We start from the raw sequence: 16,715 nt of genomic DNA on the forward strand, positions 1-16,715 counted from the left end.
GGGTGATCGTTTTCTAGCGTCGTGGGCATGGACGGAATCCTTGGTGTGGTGGACACGGCCGTGACGTCGCCGTGGTTCTACCTGGTGTTGTTCGCGGTCGCGGTGATCGACGGGTTCTTCCCGGTGGTGCCGAGCGAGAGCCTGGTGATCACGGCGGGGGTGTACGCGGCGTCGGGGAGTCCGGAGCCGGTGGCGGTGGTGGTGCTGGCGGCGCTGGGGGCGTTCCTGGGTGATCACGTGTCGTATCTGGTGGGGCGCCGGGCGGGTGGGCGGCTGGTGCGGGGGTTGCGGGCGGGGACGCGGCGGCATGCGGCGTTCGGGTGGGCGCGGCGGACGATGGCCGAGCGGGGCGGGTTGATCCTGGTGGTGGCGCGGTATGTGCCGGGTGGTCGGACGGCGGTGACGTTGACGATGGGTGCGGTGGGGTACCGGTTGCGGTGGTTCTCGGGGTTCGCGGCGGTGGCGGCGGTGTCGTGGGCGCTGTACGGGACGTTGCTGGGGTATGTGGGCGGGGTGGCGTTCGAGGACGATCCGATCAAGGGTGTGGCGGTCGGGTTGGGGTTGGCGTTGTCGGTGACGGGTGTGGTGGAGGGGGTGCGTTTCGTGCGGGGGCGGCGGCGTGGGCCGGTGGAGGCGGGCCGGGTCGAGGAGGAGGGGGCGCCGGTGGGGGCGTCGGGTGTGTCGCCGGGTCGGTGATGCTGGGCGATCGGGCCGATCCGCGGGGTGATCGGGGAAAGTGACCGGGTTGGCGCGGTCGTGGCCATAGGGTGAACTCCGGTGGTCCGTCCGGTGTCTCAAGGGTGTCGGGCAGTGGCTGCCCGTTGAGTGTGAGGGAGAGTATGGGAGCGCCGGATTTCAGCGCCGATCTGTACCGGGAGATCACCGAGTTCGCGCAGGGCACGCCGTCCTGGGTGCATGAGGTGGCGGATGTCGGGACGGATGCGGGGCTGCTGTTGTTCGCCGTGTTGTTCGTGGCGGGCTGGTGGCGGGCCCGGGGTCTGGACGCGCGGGCGATGGGGCTGGCGCTGGCGGCGCCGTTCGCGGTGGTGTCGGCGTATCTGGTGAGCGAGGTGTCGAAGAGCTTCATCCAGGAGGAGCGGCCGTGCCGGGCGGTGGCGGGTGCGGTGCACATCGCGGCGTGTCCGGCGCCGGGCGACTGGTCGTTCCCGAGTAATCACGCGACGATCGCGGCGGCGTCGGCGGCGGCGATCGTGGTGGCGTGGCGGGCGATGGCGCCGCTGGTGCTGCCGTTGGCGGCGCTGATGGCGTTCTCGCGGGTGTTCGTGGGCGTGCATTATCCGCATGATGTGGCGGCGGGGTTCCTGGTGGGGGTCGTGGTGGCTCCGCTGGTGGCGCTGGTGCTGGTGCGTGCGCTGCGGCCGCTTGTGGAGGGGTTGCGGGGCGTGCCGGTGGGTGTGTTGCTGCTGGGTGCGCGTGCGGTGGGGGCTGGTGCGGGTGCGCCGGTTCCGGCCGGTGCCGCGGGTCCGCTGGACGGGCCGGCGCCGCAGGGCGGTCTGGGTGCGGTGGCCGGTGCCGCGTCGGTGGACGAGGCGTCGGTGACGATGCCGGACGTGATGGGCGGTGTGACGCGCCGGGGTCCTCTCGGTTAGTCGGCGCGTCGGTCGGTCGACGCGAGGGACGGGCCGTTCCGGGTGGTGGTGCCACCGGGAGCGGCCCGTTCGGTGTTCCGGGGTCAGTGGTGGGTGTCGTCGCCGACGAGGCCGGCTTCGTAGGCGATGACGGCGGCCTGGACGCGGTTGCGGACGTCCAGTCGGGTGAGGATGGCGCTGACGTAGGCCTTGACGGTGCCTTCGACGAGGTGGAGGCGGGCGGCGATCTCGGCGTTGGACAGGCCGGCGCCGAGCAGGGCGAGGACGTCGCGTTCGCGGGGGGTGAGGGCGGTGATGCGGGCGCGGGCGCGGGCACCGCCGGCGAGGCGGCCGCCGCCGATCTCGGTGATGACGCGGTGGGCGACCTTCGGTGACAGGTAGGCGGCGCCGTCGGCGACGGCGCGGACGCCGGCGATGAGTTCGCGGGGGTCGCCGGATTTGAGGAGGAAGCCGCTGGCGCCGCCGGACAGGGCGCGGGCGATGTAGTCGTCCTCGCCGAAGGTGGTGAGGATGATGACGCCGGTGGCGGGGGCGGTGCGGCGCAGTTCGGCGGCGGCGGCGAGGCCGTCGAGGCGGGGCATGCGGATGTCGAGGAGGGCGACGTCGGGGCGGTGGCGGTGGGTGAGTTCGACGGCTTCGTGGCCGTCGGCGGCCTCGGCGACGACGTCGATGCCGGGGTCGGCGGTGAGGATGGCGCGGACGCCGGCGCGGATCATCGTCTCGTCGTCGGCGAGGAGGGCCCGGATCACTCGTTCTCCTGGTCGGTGGGTCGGGGGGTGCCGCGGTTGCGGTCGGGGTCGAGGGCTGCGGTGGAGTAGCTGTTCTTGCTGGTGAGGTGTCCGCCGGTGAAGCAGAGGCGGTAGATGCGGGCGGCGCCGAGGAGGTTGGCGTCGGGGCGGTAGTAGCGGCAGTCGGCGCGGGGTGGTTCGGGGACGGCGGCGTGGACGACGCCGGCGTCGAGGGTCTGCTTGCGCGGGAGGGTCTGTTCGACCTGGTGCTGGGGTGTGCCGACGCGGAGGGCGGCGTAGTCGGCGGGTGGGAGGACGGAGTTGAGGGTGACGTAGATGTAGTAGCCGGCCATGACGGCGCCGAGGGCGGCCATGAGCGCGATGGGGACGGTGATGGCGGTGATGAGGCCGCGGCGGACCTGGAGGCGTTCGCGGGCGAGGTGGAGCGCGGATTCGGAGGGCCACTCCCCCGGTGGGAGGGGCGGCGCGTCGGGTGCGGGTGCGGTGGGCGGGGTGTCGGGGAGGCGGGCGGTGAGGGTGAAGCCGCCGCCGGGGTCGGGGGCGGCGTCGAGGGTGCCGCCGAGGAGGCGGACGCGTTCGGTGAGGCCGGTCAGTCCGCGTCCGCCGGCGGGCAGGAGGGGTGTGTGGCCGGGCGGGGGTTCGTTGGCGACGGTGATGTGGAGGGTGTCGCCGGGGCGGGTGAGGGTGACGGTGATGGGGGCGCCGGGGGCGTGTTTGGCGGCGTTGGTGATGGCCTCTTGGACGATGCGGTGGGCAGTGAGCGCGGCCATGGGGGTGAGGTCGTGCAGGGCGGCGGCGCCGGTGAGGTGGACGGGGACGCCGGAGGCGCGGGCGCGGTCGACGAGGTCGGGGATGGTTTCGCGGGCGGGGTTGACGGGTGCGGCGGGGTGCGGGCCGCCGGGGTCGGGTGGGGTGTCGTCGCGGAGGACGCCGATGATCTCGCGGAGGCGGTCGGTGGCGTCGGCGGCGCCGGTGCGGAGCTGGGCGGCGGCGTCGCGGTGGCGGTCGTCGAGTCCGGGGGCGACCTGGAGGGCGCCGGCGCGGACGGCGATGAGGGCGAGTTCGTGGCCGAGGGAGTCGTGCATGTCCTGGGCGATGCGGGCGCGTTCGCGGAGGCGTTCGCGTTCGGCGATGATGCGCTGCTGGTGTTCGAGGCGTTCGGCGCGTTCCCAGCCGGCGTGCAGGAGTTCCTGGTGCTGGCGCCAGTAGCGGCCGATGAGCCAGGGCAGGACGCCGAGCAGGACCAGCCAGACGGTGGAGGGGAACCAGACGGCGACGTCGAGGCCGCGGGCGGTGGCCAGGGCGGTGCCGCCGATGAACACGGCGGTGAAGCCCCATAGGAGGGGTTGGGGGCGGGCGGTGCGCAGGCCGGCGAGGTAGGCCAGGACGGGCATGGCGAACACGAAGTTGCCGTGGACGAGGTTGAGGGTGATGGCGGTGAGGAGCGCGGTGGTGGGGCGGGCGCGGGAGACGGCGACGGCGGCGGCGAGGGCGGCGAGTCCGGCTCCGCGCAGCCACCAGGTGGCGAGGTGGGGCTGGAGCGGGGAGATCATGTCGACGGCGACGGGGAACGCCAGGGCGCCGTAGAGGAGGGTGTCCTTGACGCGTGCGGCGCGGTTGGGGCGGCGGATCGCGGTGCGCAGCGCGGCGGGGTGGGCGTCGCGGGCGGCCGCGCGCAGTGCCCGGGTGGCGGCGCGGGCGGTGACGCGGTGTTCCCGGGTGGCTGCGGGGTGGTTCACGGGGTCCACGCTACTGGCCGGTGAAGTGCGGGGTTACCGTCGAAAGTCAGGGGTCGGGGGCGGTGAAGATCGCGGGTGGCGGGCGGGAGGGGGGTGGGCTGAACTACGGTTGGCGGGTGGTCCGGCGGGTGGGCGGTGGCGGCCGGGTGGCGAGGTGCGGAGAGCATGGAGGAGATCGCGTGATCCGGGTGATGCTGGCTGACGACCAGACGCTGGTGCGGGCGGGGTTCCGGTCGATCCTGGAGGGCGAGGCCGACATCGAGATCGTCGCCGAGGCCGGGGACGGGGCGCAGGCGGTGGAGCGGGCGGTCGAGGTGCGCCCGGACGTGGTGCTGATGGACATCCGGATGCCGGTGCTGGACGGGTTGGAGGCGACGCGGCGGATCATCGCCGATCCGCGGCTGGGCGGCGTCCGGGTGGTGATCTTGACGACGTTCGATCTGGACGACTACGTGTACGAGGCGATCAAGGCGGGGGCGAGCGGGTTCCTGGTGAAGGACACCGAACCGCCGGAGCTGATCCACGGGGTGCGGGTGGTGGCGCGGGGGGACGCGCTGCTGGCGCCGACGGTGACGCGGCGGCTGATCTCGGAGTTCGCGTCCCGGATCACGGCGCCGCCGCCGGCGGCGGAGCTGAGCGCGCTGACCGAGCGGGAGCGGGAGGTGCTGGAGCTGGTGGCGGCGGGCCTGTCGAACGAGGAGATCGCGGGGCGGCTGGTGCTGTCGCCGGCGACGGCGAAGACGCATGTGAGCCGTATCCTGGCCAAGCTCGGGGCGCGGGACCGGGCGCAGCTGGTGGTGCTGGCGTATGAGAAGGGCGTGATCCGGCCGGGGTGGCTCGGCTGAGCGCGGCCCGGTCGGGCGCGGGCCCGCGGGCGGGGTGCAACGGGCCGGCGCGGGCCGGTGTTGACGGGATGTGACGGTTACGGACGAAGCGCTCCCCCGCCTTCCGGACGGCGCCCGCGGCGGTGCCGGCGATGACGTGGGCGCGGCGGTCGCGGCGGCGCTGGCGCGGGACCTGGACGCCGGGTTCGCGGCGCTGTACGAGGCGTACCGGGGCGCGGTGTTCTCGACGGCGCTTCGGTTGTGCGGGCGGTGGGCCGAGGCCGAGGACCTGTCGGCGGAGGCGTTCCTGCGGGCCTACCGGGCGTTGGCGGGGTACGAGGCGGCGCGGATCGAGGGGCTGCGGCCGCGGGCGTGGCTGCTGGCGATCCTGACGAACGTGTGGCGCAACAGCCTGCGGTCGGCGGCGCGGCGTCCGGTGGCGGCGCCGATGGAGGACGCGCCGGACCCGCCCGATCCGGGCGAGGGGGTGGAGGACGCCGCGGCGCGCCGGGAGACGGGCCGGGAGCTGGCGGCGCTGCTGGCCGAGCTGCCGGAGGCGCAGCGGGCGGCGGTGGTGCTGCGGCATGTGACGGGTCTTCCCGTCGCCGAGGTGGCGGCGGTGCTGGGGCTGCCGGAGGGCACGGTGAAGTCGCATGTGTCGCGGGGGCTGGCGCGGCTGCGGAGGCTGCGCGGCGTCCCGGACGGGCTTGAGGGGCCGCGTGAGCGGCGGGAGGGAGGCCGGTGATGACCGGTGCCGATGCCTTCGGCGGGGCGGTGGATCCGGCGGTGGATCCGGCCGTGGACGCGGTGGTCGACGAGTTGGCGGGGCTGGCGGCGGACGCGCCGGCGGGGCTGCTGGAGCGGATCGCGGCGCGGCGGGTGCGGGTTCCCGGGCCGGTGGAGGACGGGCCGCTGGCGGGGCTGCAGGTGGCGTTCACCGACCGGGGGGTGGCGTACGTGCGCGCGGGGATGGGCGAGCGGGAGTTCGCCGAGGCGTTCCGGGAGCGGTTCGCGCGGCCGCTGCTGCCGGCGGAGCGTCCGCCGGCGGGGCTGGTGCCGGCGCTGCGGTCGGGGCGGCTGGGCGGGCTGCGGCTGGACCTGCGGGGGCTGAGCGAGTTCGAGGCGGCGGTCCTGGAGGCGGCGGCGGAGATCCCGCGCGGGCAGACGCGCCCGTACGCGTGGGTGGCGCGGCGGGCGGGGCGGCCGCGGGCGGTGCGGGCGGTGGGGTCGGCGCTGGGCCGCAACCCGGTTCCGCTGCTGATCCCGTGCCATCGGGTGACGCGGTCGGACGGGTCGCTGGGCGAGTACGTGTTCGGTGCGGGGGCCAAGGAGCGGCTGCTGCGGGCCGAGGACGTGGACGTGGACGAGGCGGTGGAGCTGGCGCGGCGCGGGGTGCGGCTGGTGGGGTCGGACACGACGGGGATCGTGTGCTATCCGACGTGCGCGGACGCGCGGCGGATCGCGCCGGGGCACCGGCGCGGGTTCGGCGGGCTGGCGGCGGCGGAGGCGGCCGGGTACCGGCCGTGCCTGCGCTGCCGTCCCGCCTGACCGGCCCCGGGCGGGTCGGCGGGCGCCGGCGGGGGGTGGGGCATAGTTCGGCGCTGGCCGGGAATGGGGCCGTCCACCTGCGGGGACGAGCCCGCGGGCGGACCGCCGAGGAGAGGGAGACCGCCATGCGCGTCGTCGTGACCGGCGCGACCGGCAACATCGGGACCAGCACGCTGCGTGAGCTCGCCGAGGACCCCGCCGTGACCGCCGTGACCGGTGTGGCGCGGCGCGCGCCGGGGCCGGGCGCGGTGCGGGAGACCGACCCGGCCGGCAGCGGGAAGATCGAGTGGGCGCGGGCCGACGTCACCGACAGCGACCTGGTGCCGCTGCTGCGGGGCGCCGACGCGGTGGTGCATCTGGCGTGGCTGTTCCAGCCGACCCACCGGCCGGCGGTGACGTGGGACGCGAACGTGGTCGGCAGCGGCCGGGTGTTCGACGCGGTCGCTGAGGCCGGGGTGCCGGCGCTGGTGCACTCCTCGTCGGTCGGCGCCTACTCCCCCGGGCCCAAGGACCGGCCGGTGGACGAGTCGTGGCCGACGCACGGGTGGCCGGGCGCCGCCTACTCGCGGGAGAAGGCGTACGTGGAGCGGCTGCTGGACGCGTTCGAGGCCGCCAACCCGCGGTGCCGGGTGGTGCGGATCCGGCCGGGGTTCGTCTTCCAGCGGCAGTCGGCCAGCCAGCAGCGGCGGCTGTTCGCCGGGCCGCTGCTGCCGGGCCGGCTGGTGCGTCCGGGCGGGATCCCGTTCGTGCCGGACATGCCGGGGCTGCGGATGCAGTTTCTGCACGCGGCGGACGCGGGGCAGGCGTTCCGGCTGGCCGCGACCGGTGCGGCGCGCGGGGCGTTCAACGTCGCCGCCGACCCGGTGGTGGACGCGGCCGAGCTCGCCGGCATGCTCGGCGCGCGCACGGTCCGGGTTCCGCAGCCGGCGGTGCGGGCGGCGCTGGCGGCGGCGTGGGGGCTGCATCTGGTGCCGGCGTCGCCGGGTCTGTTCGACCTGGCGATGCGGATCCCGGTCATGGACACCGCGCGGGCCCGCGCCGAGCTGGGCTGGACGCCGCGGCACACCGCCCGGGAGGCGTTCAGCGACTTCCTGGAGGGGCTGCGTTCCGGTGCCGGGCGGGACACGCCGCCGCTGGCGCCGGGTGGAGCCGGGCCCGGCCGCGCCCGAGAGTTCAGCACCGGCGTCGGCCGCCGCCCCTGACCCGCCCCTGGCACGCCGCGGACTTCACCCCGCACCGTCTCGTCCATCCCACTGCCACATCCCACTGCCATCCCATCGCCATCGCGCTACCGGAGGTCACCTGATGCCGACGATCACTTCCGACCACCTGCACACCCTGCTGGCCTCCACCGACCGCGACGCGGCGCTCGTCGTGGTCGGGGGCCGCGCGGCGGTCGTGCCCGGCGATCCCGGCCGGGGCGGCGGTCCCGAGGACGCGCTGGTGATCACCACGCGGGACGCCGTCATCGCCGAGTTGGACACCGGCGCCAACGAGGAGCAGATCGAGGCGCTGGCCCAGCGGCTGGACGTCGCGCTGGAGAGCCTCGGCGGCTGAGACTCCCCGCGGCTGAGCTGAGCGGCCTGCTGAGCGGGCCTCAGCCGCGGGTGCGGCGGCGGTGGCTGGTGTCGCAGAACGGGTAGGAGCGGCTGCGGCGGCACGCGCACAGCGCGACCAGCCACCGGTCCGACACGACCGTGGAGCCGTCCTCCAGGACGACCTCGACGGGGCCCTCCACCAGTACCGGGCCGCCCGGCACCATCCGCACCCGCCGCCGATCCCGGCGCGCGGACGCGCGTCCTTCCCGATGCTCTTCGTCGGGCGCGGGGGCGGGGTCAGGCCGCCCGGTGCCGGTGCTCATGGCCCTCCTCACCGCCCTCACCGCCTGCGGCGCCGGCCGCGATCCGGTCGGCGCGGACCACGACGAGGTCCTCGTGCAGCTGCCCGGGCCCGAGCAGGCCCCGCGCGGCCAGCAGCGCGGCGCGGCGCCGCATCACCGGGCCGAACGGTTCGCGGCGGCGGGCCACCACCGACGCGCGCATCCCGGCGGCGCGCAGGGCCACCAGCGTCGCCGCGACGCCGTTCAGCGCCGAGTGCACCACCAGCAGCGTCCCGCCCGGCGCCAGGTGCTGAGGGGCGTGTGCGCAGATCCGGTCCAGCAGGGCGCGGCCGTCGCGGCCGCCCTCCCAGGCGCGGGCCGGGCCCCGCACCGCCGCCGGGTCGGCGTCGCCCGCCACGTACGGGGGGTTGGCGACGATCACGTCGAAGACCTCGCCGGCGACCGGGGCGAACAGGTCGCCGCGCAGCACCCGGACGGGCAGGCCCCGCAGCCGGGCGTTCATCCGCGTGGTGAGGACCGCGGGCGCCGAGACGTCCACGGCGACGACGTCGCAGCCGGCGCGGGCGGCGGCCAGCGCGACCGCGCCGGTGCCGGTGCCGAGTTCCAGGACGCGGGCGCGAGGCGGGGCGCCGGCGCGGGCCAGTGTCCGGGTGAGCGCGCCGGTCAGCAGCGAGGTGTCGGTCTGCGGCCGGTACACCCCCGGCGGGCGCAGCAGCATCATCGCCGGTCCCCCTCTCCCCCACCGGCCGGCGGGGTGTCGGGGGCCGCGTCGGGGGGCGCGTCGGGCAGTGGGCGGCGCAGTGCGGGCCGGCCGGCGCGCCAGCGTGCCAGCAGGTGTTCGGCCAGGCGGTCCTCCAGCAGTCCGGTCGCTCGGATGCCCAGGGCCACGTCGGCGGCCAGTTCGGGCTCGGCGGCCAGCAGCGCGCCGATGACGTCGTGGCGCAGGACCTGCTCGTGGACGGCGTCGGCCTCGATGTGCTCGGTGTAGAACAGGACGGCGCCGGGGCCGGCGCCCAGGCGGCGCAGGGCGGCGGCCATCCGCCGCGCGGACGGCGCGGTGGTGATCTCGGCGGCGGCGAAGTGCCCGACCAGGGCGCCGCGCAGCGACCGGTGCAGCCCGAACAGCGACATCATGGTGACGGTGGCGAGCATCTGCGGTGGGGCGGCGTCGACGTAGGCGCCGTAGGCGGAGTCCAGGCCGAGGTCGTCCAGGAGGGCGGCGTACAGGCCCTGGTGGGTCATCTCGGGGCGGCCGCCGCCGAACTCGTCGTTCTCGACGGCGACCAGCGCGGTCTTGGCGCGGCCCCGCAGCCGCGGGATGACCCAGGCGTGCGGGTCGGCCTCCTTCAGGTGGTACACCGACCGCAGCGCCGCGTGCTCGCGCAGCTGCCAGGGGCGGCCGTCGTCGCGCAGGTGGTGGGTGACGCCTCCCCCGCCGACCGGTTCCACCAGCAGCTCCTCCAGGGCGGCGTCCACGTCGGCGCCGGCGTCCGGGCCGGTGCCGGTGGCGGTGTCGCGGCGGAGCGCGGCCAGGAACTCGGTCTCCAGGGCGGCGCGGGTCCGCAGCAGCGCCGGGTCCCACTCCCAGTCGGGGTGGACGCCGGCGAAGCCCTGGTAGTGCAGCTCGTAGCAGGTGTGCAGGGCGAGCTGGAGGTCGTCCCCGTAGGGGTCGGCGGCCGCGGCGTCGGCCGGGCCGGGGAGGCGGTCCGGGTCGCCGGGCGGCGGGCCGGCGAGCAGGGCCGCGGTCACGGCGCGCGACAGCGGGCCGCGCGGGGGCGGCGGCGCCGGCGGTGCGTCGGGCGCGGCCGTGGCGGCCGGGGCCTGCGGAGCGGTCATCTGTCCTCCGTCGTCAGGGGGCGCCCGTCAGGGGGCGTCCGGCCCTCCGGTACCCGCTCACACGCGTCCCATACGCCCGGTTCCTCCCCAGGTGGCGCGGGGGGCGCCTCCGGAACGGGAGGCCCGGCGGCCTCGGTCTGCCGCGCCAGCATCTCCACCACCGCGCGGGGGCCGCCCCGCGCGGCGGCGCGGCGCTGCCGGTCGGCGCCCGTCCCCGCCCGCCGGAGGGCGGCCAGCAGCGCGCGGACGGTGTCCAGGTCCCCGGCGGCGGCCAGCGCGGGGGCGGCGCGGCCGACCATCGCCTCGGCCCGCCGCCACGCCGGGACGGCACGGCCGGCGACGGGGTCGGCCAGCATGCCGGACATGCCGTGCCGGGCGGCGTTCCACAGCGCCGCCGCGCACAGCTGCCCGTCCGCGCGGGGCGCCTCCCGGCCCACCGCGAGGTCGGCCAGCGCCGCGCCGACCAGGCCGCGCACCAGCCCGGCCTGCAGCGCCGCCTCCGCCGCGGTCGGGGCCGCGTCGGCGGCCCGGACCTCCACCGTCGGCCACCGCGGCGACGGCCGCGCCAGCCAGAACGTCATCGCCTCGTCGACCAGCACGCCCGCCTCCACCAGCGCCGCGACCCGCGCGTCCCACGCGGCGGCCGACGCGGTCCACGGCGGGACGCCGGAGCCGGGGAACCGCGCCATCGCCACGGCCCGGCGCGCGGCGTAGGCGGTGAGGCGGCCGTGGTCGAACGGGGAGTTGGCCGACAGCGCCAGCAGAACCGGCAGCCACGGCCGCAGGTGGTTGACCACCGCCACCGCGGTGTCGCGGTCGGGGACGCCGACGTGGACGTGGCAGCCGCACGCCTGGTAGTCCTCCACCACGTCCCCGTAGGCGGCCATGACCGCGGCGTACCGGTCGCCGGGCGCGGGCGGCGGCGGGGGCCCGTCCAGCACCGGCGTGCCCGACGCGACCAGCAGCGCGCCGCGCGCGCGGGCCGCCGCCGCCAGCCGCTCGCGTCCGGACCGCAGCTGCGCGCCGAGCCCGGCCAGGTCGCGGCATACGCCCGTCGCCGCCTCCACCTGCGAGGACAGCAGTTCGGGCTGGAAGGAGCCGCCCGCGGCCGCCCACCGGTGCGGGCCGGCCGCCGCCAGCACGGCGGCGGCGTCCGGGACGCACCTGCCGGTCGCGGCGTCCGCCAGGACGAACTCCTCCTCCACCCCGATCGTGCCGGGTTCGGCCGCGCGGTCCTGGTCCATGTGGCGCCCCCTCGCTCGTGTGCACCCGTCCCGGGGGGATGCCCGTCCAGGCGGTCCCCTCCCGCCCGCGGCCAAGATCCTTTCGGGGGCGGGGTTCAGCCGTGCAGGGCCACGTAGGGGGCCAGGACCAGCAGGCACACCACCAGCGCGGCCTTCAGCGCCGCCGCCGGCACGGCCCGCGCGATCATCCAGCCGGCCAGCACGCCGGCCAGTTCCGGGACGCCCATCAGCGCGGCCAGCCGCCAGTCGACGGCGCCGGCGGCGACGTACCCGGCGGTGCCGATGCCGGCGATCACCACGGACTGGGCCTGCGCCGCGGCCAGCGCCGCCAGCACCGGCGTGCCCAGCGCCACCAGCAGCGGGACGCTCAGCAGCGGCCCGCCGACGCCGAACATCGCGCCGACCGCGGCGACGCCGGTGCCCACCGCGACCGCGGTCGGCGCCCCGATCCCGGTGGCGGCGGGCGCCGGGGCGCCGTCCGGGCCACCGTTCGGGGCGGCGCCGGGGCGGCGCCACAGCACCAGCGCCGCGGTCAGCGCGACGAACGCCCCCAGCAGCATCCCGAACACGCGGCCCTCGACCAGCCCGTTCGCCGCCACCCCCAGCGGCGTCCCGGCGACCGCGCCGGCCGCCAGCAGCACCGCCGTGCGCCGCGTCGCCGGGTCCCGCAGCTGCCCCGACCGCGTGTAGACGGCCGTGCCCGCCAGGCCCGTCGCGACGTTGGTGACGATGGCGGTCCCGGCGACCTGCGCCGGTGTCAGGTCGGTGAACGCGAACAGCCCCACGGTGATCAGCACCCCGCCGGGCCCGACCGCGGTGATCCCCACCCCGGCGGCCAGCCCCAGCAGCACCAGGGCCGCGGCCACCACCGGTTCCAGTCCCGCCACCGGCCGCTCCCTCGCCTTCGCCCGATTCCCCCGCCCGCCGGCGCGGGTCAGCCGCCGCCCGGGCCGTCCGGGCGGGCCAGTGCGCCCGACAGGAACAGCGTGGTGACGGCGTCGCTCGCCTCCTCCACGCCCAGGCGGCGCCGCACGACCCGCGACACCACGCCCTCCAGCAGGCTGAAGTACATCTCGGCGAGCGTGTGGACGGGCATGTCGGTGCGGAAGTGCCCGCCCGCGGCGCCGCGCTCGAACACCGCGCGCAGCGGCCCGGCGAGCTGCCGCTCCACGCGGCGCGCCTCCCGCGGCGTCTGCTCCAGCAGCCCCAGGGCCCGGTGCCGGGCGGCCGCGGCGATCGTCGCGCGGGTCATCCGCGCGACGGCCTCCTCGATCGGGACGCGGTCCAGCCGGGCGTCCTCCAGCCGCGCCACCAGGTCGGCCAGGGCCGCCTCGTACAGCGCGGCCAGCAGCGCCTCGCGGCTGGGGAAGAAGCGGTCGAGGCCGGCCCGGTCCACGCCCGCGGCCGCGGCGACGTCGGACATGCCCGCGGCCCCGCCCCGCTCGGCCAGGACCGCCGCGGCGGCCCGGAGGATCCGCGCCCGCTGCTGGTCGCCGACGATCGTGCCCCTGCTCATCGCGGGAAAGGGTACACCGCGCTCCCCCGGTCCGGGCCGTGCCGGTGACCGCGGGGCCGCGGATCTGGCATCCTGGCCCGGCGGCCGGGGCGGCCCGGCCGCCGAGCCGAGGGGGAGGCCGCGGGTGCGCTACGTACTGATGATCTGCAGTGACGAGACCGCCGGGACCGATCCCGAGCGGGCCGCCGCGACCGGCTGCGGCGGCTGGTCGCGGGAGATGGCCGAGCGCGGCGTCGTCCGCGGCGGCGCCGGGCTCGCGCCCGCCGACCGCGCCACCACCGTGAAGGTCCGCGGCGGGGACGTGCTGCTCACCGACGGGCCGTTCGCCGAGACCAAGGACCAGATCGGCGGGTTCACCGTCATCGAGTGCTCCGGCCTGGACGAGGCCGTGGAGATCGCCGCCCGGCACCCGTGGGCCGAGCTCGGCCAGATCGAGATCCGCCCGGTCGAGGAACCGGGCCCCGCGACGGCGTGACCCCCACCCCCGCCCCCGTACCCGGCGGCGCGGCCCCGAGCGAGGTCGCCGGGGCGGTCGCGGGCGCGTTCCGCGCCGAGTGGGGGCAGCTCGTCGCGACGCTGATCCGCCTCACCGGCGACTGGGACCTGGCCGAGGAGTGCGCGCAGGACGCCTTCGCCGCCGCGCTGGAGCGCTGGCCCCGCGACGGCGTCCCGTCCCGCCCCGGCGCGTGGCTGACCACCACCGCCCGCAACCGCGCCGTGGACCGGCTGCGCCGCGACGCCGCCGGCGCACGCAAGCTCGCCGAGGCCGCCCGCACCGCCCCGCCCCGCGAGGACCCCGGCGCCGCCGGCGGGCCGGACGCCTTCGGCGACGACCGGCTGCGGCTGATGTTCGCCTGCTGCCACCCCGCGCTGCCGCTCAAGGCCCGCGTCGCCCTCACCCTGCGGACCCTGGCCGGCCTCACCACCGGCGAGATCGCCCGCGCGTTCCTGGTCGAGGAGGCCGCCATGTCCAAGCGCCTCACCCGCGCCAAACGCGCCATCCGCGACGCCGGCGTCCCCTTCCGCGTCCCCCCGCCGGACCTGCTCCCCGACCGCCTCAACGGCGTCCTGGGCGTGCTGTACCTGCTGTTCAACGAGGGCTACACCGCCACCGGCGGGGACGGGCTGGCCCGCCCCGAGCTGTGCGGGGAGGCGATCCGGCTGGCGCGGCTGCTGGCCGCGCTCATGCCCGCCGAGCGCGAGGCGCGCGGGCTGCTGGCCCTGATGCTGCTGCACGACGCGCGCGCCGCCGCCCGCACCGGCCCCGGCGGCGCGCTGGTCGTCCTGGAGGAGCAGGACCGGTCCCGGTGGGACGCCGCCGAGATCGCCGAGGGCGTCGCGCTGCTGGAGGAGGCGCTGGCGCCCGCGCCCGGCCGTCCCCCGCCCGGCCCCTACCTGGTCCAGGCCGCGATCGCCGCCTGCCACGCCACCGCACCCGACGCCGCCGCGACCGACTGGCCGCAGATCGCCGTGCTGTACGAGCGGCTGGAGCGGCTGGTGCCGTCCCCGGTGGTGCGGCTGAACCGGGCCGTGGCGGTCGGCATGGCGGACGGGCCCGCCGCCGGGCTCGCGCTCGCCGACGACCTGGACCGCGCCGGGGACCTGGACGGCTACCACCTGCTGCACGCCGCGCGCGGCGACCTGCTGGGGCGCCTGGGCCGCCGCGCCGACGCCGCCGCGGCGTTCCGCCGCGCCCTGGACCTGGCCGCCAACGACGCCGAGCGCCGCCACCTGGCCCGCCGCCTGGACGAACTCACCTGACCCCGGGTCCGCCGGAAGAAAACCGGCGCCGGAGTGTCCGCCGGGGGCCCGCCCGTTCGTCGGTGGGGCGAGACCGGCCGTCGAGGCCGCCGACCTGGGAAGGACACCCTCATGGAAACCGTGCACTCCAAGGACGGGACGCCCATCGCCTGCGACCGGACCGGGAGCGGCCCCGCCGTCGTCCTGGTCGGCGGGGCGCTCAACGACCGCCGCTCCGGCGCCGACCTGGCCGCTCTGCTGGCGGGCGGGCACACCGTCCTCACCTACGACCGCAGGGGCCGCGGCGACAGCGGCGACACCCCGCCGTACGCCGTCGACCGCGAGATCGACGACCTGGCCGCCGTGCTGGACGCCGCCGGGGGCTCCGCCGCCGTCTACGGGATGTCCTCGGGCGCGGTGCTGGCGCTGCGCGCCGCCGCCCGCGGCCTGCCCGTCACCCGGCTCGCGCTGTTCGAGCCGCCGTTCCACTCCGGCCACGACGACCGCCTCACCCGCTCCCGCGCCTACAACACCGAGCTGACCGGGCTGCTGGCCGGCGGCCGCCGCGGCGACGCGCTCGCGCTGTTCATGGGCAGCGTCGGGATTCCGGAGCAGATGGTGGCGCAGCTGCGGGAGGCGCCGATGTGGCCCGCGCTGGAGGCGCTGGCGCCGACGCTGGCCTACGACTCGGCGGTCATGGACGACGCCGGCGGCGGCGCGATGCCCACCGGCCTCATCGGCCGGGTCACCGTGCCCGCGCTGGTGGTGGCGGGCGGCGACAGTCCCGCCTGGATGCGCGACACCGCCCGCCGCGTCGCCGAGCTGCTGCCCGCCGGGACCCACCGCGTCCTGGAGGGCCAGACCCACGACGTCGCGGCCGACGCGCTCGCGCCCGTCTTGGCCGAGTTCCTCGGCTGACCGGCCCCCGCCCGGCCCGGCGGGCCCTGCCTGCGGGGCGGGGTCAGGTGACGGGGACCTCGATGTGGCCGGGCGCGCCGCGCCGCAGCGACGCGCGCCCGGCCGTGGCCGCCGCGGCCCACGCCTCGAACTCCGCCAGGTCCGCGGCGGGCACCGCCACGTCGGCCTCCACCGCCGTCCCGTAGCGGACGTCGGCGGGCTGGTGCCCGGCGGCGTGCAGGTCGCCGAGGAACCGGCCCGCCAGCGCGTGCTCGACCCCGACGGTGACCGTCACCACCGGGCGCAGCTCCACCACCCCGACGGCGTCGACGGCGCCGGCGACCGCCTGCGCGTAGGCGCGGACCAGGCCGCCCGCGCCGAGCTTCACCCCGCCGAAGTAGCGGGTGACGACCGCGGCGGTGCCGGTCAGGCCGCGCCGCACCAGCACCTCCAGCATCGGCACGCCCGCCGTCCCGGCCGGTTCGCCGTCGTCGCTGCTCTTGGTGATCTCGCCGTGCTCGCCGACGACGTAGGCGGTGCAGTTGTGGGTGGCGTCGCGGTGCGCGCGGCGGTGCGCGGCGATGAACGCGACGGCCTCGCCCTCGTCGGCGACGCGGGCGAGCGTGCAGACGAACCGGGACCTGCGGATCTCCAGCTCGCGGGACCCGCCCTGTCTGATCATGCGCATGGCGCTCCCGAGTGTATGTTCGCCGGGCCTCGCACGGGGGAAGGGTGCCCGCCATGGACCCGTTGGACGCGCTGTACCGGCGCTGGCTGTTCGAGGTGTGGGAGGGCGACTACGCCGTGGCCGAGGAGATCCTCACCCCCGGATTCACCGGGCACTGGCCGAACCTGGAGGTGCGCGGGCCCGCCGAGGCGGCCGAGCAGGTCCGCCGCTCCCACGCGAGCTTCTCCGGCGTCCGCACCGCGCTGGAGGCCGGCCCGGTCGTCGGCGGCGGCATGGTCGCCGCCGCGTGGAGCTTCCACGGCTCCTACCAGGGCGGGATCCCGGGCGCGACCGCCGCGCCCGGCACGCGGGTGTCGTTTCGCGGGCAGGACATCTTCCGCGCCGAGGACGGCCGCTTCGCCGAGTACTGGGTGGTCTCGGACGCACTGGGCCTCATGACCGCGCTCGGCGCCCTCGGCTGACACCCCGTCCCCGCGCCGGGGCC

General features: G+C 77.3%; 20 protein-coding genes. 11 read left to right on the forward strand and 9 right to left on the reverse strand.

Going from position 1 to position 16,715, the window contains the following annotated elements; all coding sequences use genetic code 11:
- Nucleotides 1-27 precede the first annotated feature (27 nt).
- Complete coding sequence (locus ACGFI1_RS31505) at nucleotides 28-696, forward strand: DedA family protein (RefSeq protein WP_392790663.1); 669 nt, start codon at nucleotides 28-30, stop codon at nucleotides 694-696.
- 143 nt (nucleotides 697-839) lie between these two features.
- Nucleotides 840-1,610 carry a phosphatase PAP2 family protein gene (locus ACGFI1_RS31510; protein WP_392790665.1) on the forward strand — a complete coding sequence of 257 codons (771 nt, stop codon included), beginning with the start codon at nucleotides 840-842 and terminating at the stop codon, nucleotides 1,608-1,610.
- Nucleotides 1,611-1,693: 83 nt separating this feature from the next.
- Here ACGFI1_RS31510 and ACGFI1_RS31515 read toward each other — a convergent pair whose 3' ends face one another.
- On the reverse strand, nucleotides 1,694-2,359 hold the full coding sequence (locus tag ACGFI1_RS31515; RefSeq protein ID WP_301175861.1) for a response regulator: 666 nt from the start codon (nucleotides 2,357-2,359) through the stop codon (nucleotides 1,694-1,696).
- Entirely contained in the window at nucleotides 2,356-4,098 is a 1,743-nt protein-coding gene (locus ACGFI1_RS31520; protein WP_392790668.1) for a sensor histidine kinase, read from the reverse strand. The genes ACGFI1_RS31515 and ACGFI1_RS31520 overlap by 4 nt, the downstream gene beginning before the upstream one ends.
- A gap of 179 nt (nucleotides 4,099-4,277) precedes the next feature.
- On the opposite strand from ACGFI1_RS31520, the gene ACGFI1_RS31525 reads away from it, so the two are divergent.
- The 5 genes from ACGFI1_RS31525 (at nucleotide 4,278) to ACGFI1_RS31545 (ending at nucleotide 8,027) form a co-directional block, all read left to right on the forward strand.
- Nucleotides 4,278-4,943, forward strand: a complete 666-nt coding sequence (locus tag ACGFI1_RS31525) for a response regulator (RefSeq protein ID WP_301175863.1) — start codon at nucleotides 4,278-4,280, stop codon at nucleotides 4,941-4,943.
- A 70-nt stretch (nucleotides 4,944-5,013) separates the two neighbouring features.
- A complete protein-coding gene (locus tag ACGFI1_RS31530) occupies nucleotides 5,014-5,667 on the forward strand; it encodes an RNA polymerase sigma factor (protein WP_392790670.1) in 654 nt (217 codons plus the stop codon).
- Entirely contained in the window at nucleotides 5,667-6,470 is an 804-nt protein-coding gene (locus ACGFI1_RS31535; RefSeq protein ID WP_301175865.1) for a methylated-DNA--[protein]-cysteine S-methyltransferase, read from the forward strand. The genes ACGFI1_RS31530 and ACGFI1_RS31535 overlap by 1 nt, the downstream gene beginning before the upstream one ends.
- A 125-nt stretch (nucleotides 6,471-6,595) precedes the next feature.
- A complete protein-coding gene (locus ACGFI1_RS31540; protein WP_392790673.1) occupies nucleotides 6,596-7,672 on the forward strand; it encodes an NAD-dependent epimerase/dehydratase family protein in 1,077 nt (358 codons plus the stop codon).
- Between the two features lie 103 nt (nucleotides 7,673-7,775).
- Nucleotides 7,776-8,027 (forward strand): hypothetical protein, encoded by a 252-nt coding sequence (locus tag ACGFI1_RS31545; RefSeq protein WP_301175867.1) that lies wholly within the window; start codon nucleotides 7,776-7,778, stop codon nucleotides 8,025-8,027.
- Between the two features lie 40 nt (nucleotides 8,028-8,067).
- On the opposite strand, the gene ACGFI1_RS31550 is transcribed toward ACGFI1_RS31545, so the two are convergent.
- From ACGFI1_RS31550 to ACGFI1_RS31575, 6 genes are all read right to left on the reverse strand, one after another.
- Nucleotides 8,068-8,232 (reverse strand): CDGSH iron-sulfur domain-containing protein, encoded by a 165-nt coding sequence (locus tag ACGFI1_RS31550; protein WP_301175880.1) that lies wholly within the window; start codon nucleotides 8,230-8,232, stop codon nucleotides 8,068-8,070.
- Between the two features lie 73 nt (nucleotides 8,233-8,305).
- A complete protein-coding gene (locus ACGFI1_RS31555; protein WP_392790676.1) occupies nucleotides 8,306-9,031 on the reverse strand; it encodes a HemK2/MTQ2 family protein methyltransferase in 726 nt (241 codons plus the stop codon).
- Nucleotides 9,028-10,146, reverse strand: a complete 1,119-nt coding sequence (locus ACGFI1_RS31560; protein ID WP_392790678.1) for an iron-containing redox enzyme family protein — start codon at nucleotides 10,144-10,146, stop codon at nucleotides 9,028-9,030. Before ACGFI1_RS31560 ends, ACGFI1_RS31555 begins: the two co-directional genes overlap by 4 nt.
- Nucleotides 10,143-11,390: a carboxylate-amine ligase gene (locus ACGFI1_RS31565; RefSeq protein ID WP_392790680.1), complete on the reverse strand. Its 1,248-nt coding sequence runs from the start codon at nucleotides 11,388-11,390 to the stop codon at nucleotides 10,143-10,145. The genes ACGFI1_RS31560 and ACGFI1_RS31565 overlap by 4 nt, the downstream gene beginning before the upstream one ends.
- A gap of 95 nt (nucleotides 11,391-11,485) precedes the next feature.
- Nucleotides 11,486-12,277 carry a sulfite exporter TauE/SafE family protein gene (locus tag ACGFI1_RS31570; protein WP_387066843.1) on the reverse strand — a complete coding sequence of 264 codons (792 nt, stop codon included), beginning with the start codon at nucleotides 12,275-12,277 and terminating at the stop codon, nucleotides 11,486-11,488.
- Nucleotides 12,278-12,324: 47 nt separating this feature from the next.
- Nucleotides 12,325-12,906: a TetR/AcrR family transcriptional regulator gene (locus tag ACGFI1_RS31575; RefSeq protein WP_392790682.1), complete on the reverse strand. Its 582-nt coding sequence runs from the start codon at nucleotides 12,904-12,906 to the stop codon at nucleotides 12,325-12,327.
- A 124-nt stretch (nucleotides 12,907-13,030) separates the two neighbouring features.
- On the opposite strand from ACGFI1_RS31575, the gene ACGFI1_RS31580 reads away from it, so the two are divergent.
- The 3 genes from ACGFI1_RS31580 (at nucleotide 13,031) to ACGFI1_RS31590 (ending at nucleotide 15,564) form a co-directional block, all read left to right on the forward strand.
- Nucleotides 13,031-13,381: a YciI family protein gene (locus ACGFI1_RS31580; protein ID WP_386865752.1), complete on the forward strand. Its 351-nt coding sequence runs from the start codon at nucleotides 13,031-13,033 to the stop codon at nucleotides 13,379-13,381.
- Nucleotides 13,378-14,667 (forward strand): RNA polymerase sigma factor, encoded by a 1,290-nt coding sequence (locus ACGFI1_RS31585; protein WP_392790685.1) that lies wholly within the window; start codon nucleotides 13,378-13,380, stop codon nucleotides 14,665-14,667. The genes ACGFI1_RS31580 and ACGFI1_RS31585 overlap by 4 nt, the downstream gene beginning before the upstream one ends.
- Nucleotides 14,668-14,778: 111 nt before the next feature.
- The gene (locus tag ACGFI1_RS31590; protein ID WP_138641415.1) at nucleotides 14,779-15,564 is read left to right on the forward strand and encodes an alpha/beta fold hydrolase; all 786 of its coding nucleotides are present in this window, start codon (nucleotides 14,779-14,781) and stop codon (nucleotides 15,562-15,564) included.
- A 43-nt stretch (nucleotides 15,565-15,607) separates the two neighbouring features.
- Here the strand turns inward: ACGFI1_RS31590 and ACGFI1_RS31595 are convergent, their stop codons facing one another.
- Nucleotides 15,608-16,231 carry an IMPACT family protein gene (locus ACGFI1_RS31595; protein ID WP_138641414.1) on the reverse strand — a complete coding sequence of 208 codons (624 nt, stop codon included), beginning with the start codon at nucleotides 16,229-16,231 and terminating at the stop codon, nucleotides 15,608-15,610.
- 53 nt (nucleotides 16,232-16,284) lie between these two features.
- Here ACGFI1_RS31595 and ACGFI1_RS31600 point away from each other — a divergent pair, with 53 nt between their 5' ends.
- Nucleotides 16,285-16,692 (forward strand): ester cyclase, encoded by a 408-nt coding sequence (locus ACGFI1_RS31600; RefSeq protein WP_138641413.1) that lies wholly within the window; start codon nucleotides 16,285-16,287, stop codon nucleotides 16,690-16,692.
- The last annotated feature ends 23 nt before the right edge of the window (nucleotides 16,693-16,715 follow it).

Source organism: Actinomadura geliboluensis, assembly GCF_043197915.1.
Taxonomy (GTDB): domain Bacteria; phylum Actinomycetota; class Actinomycetes; order Streptosporangiales; family Streptosporangiaceae; genus Spirillospora; species Spirillospora geliboluensis.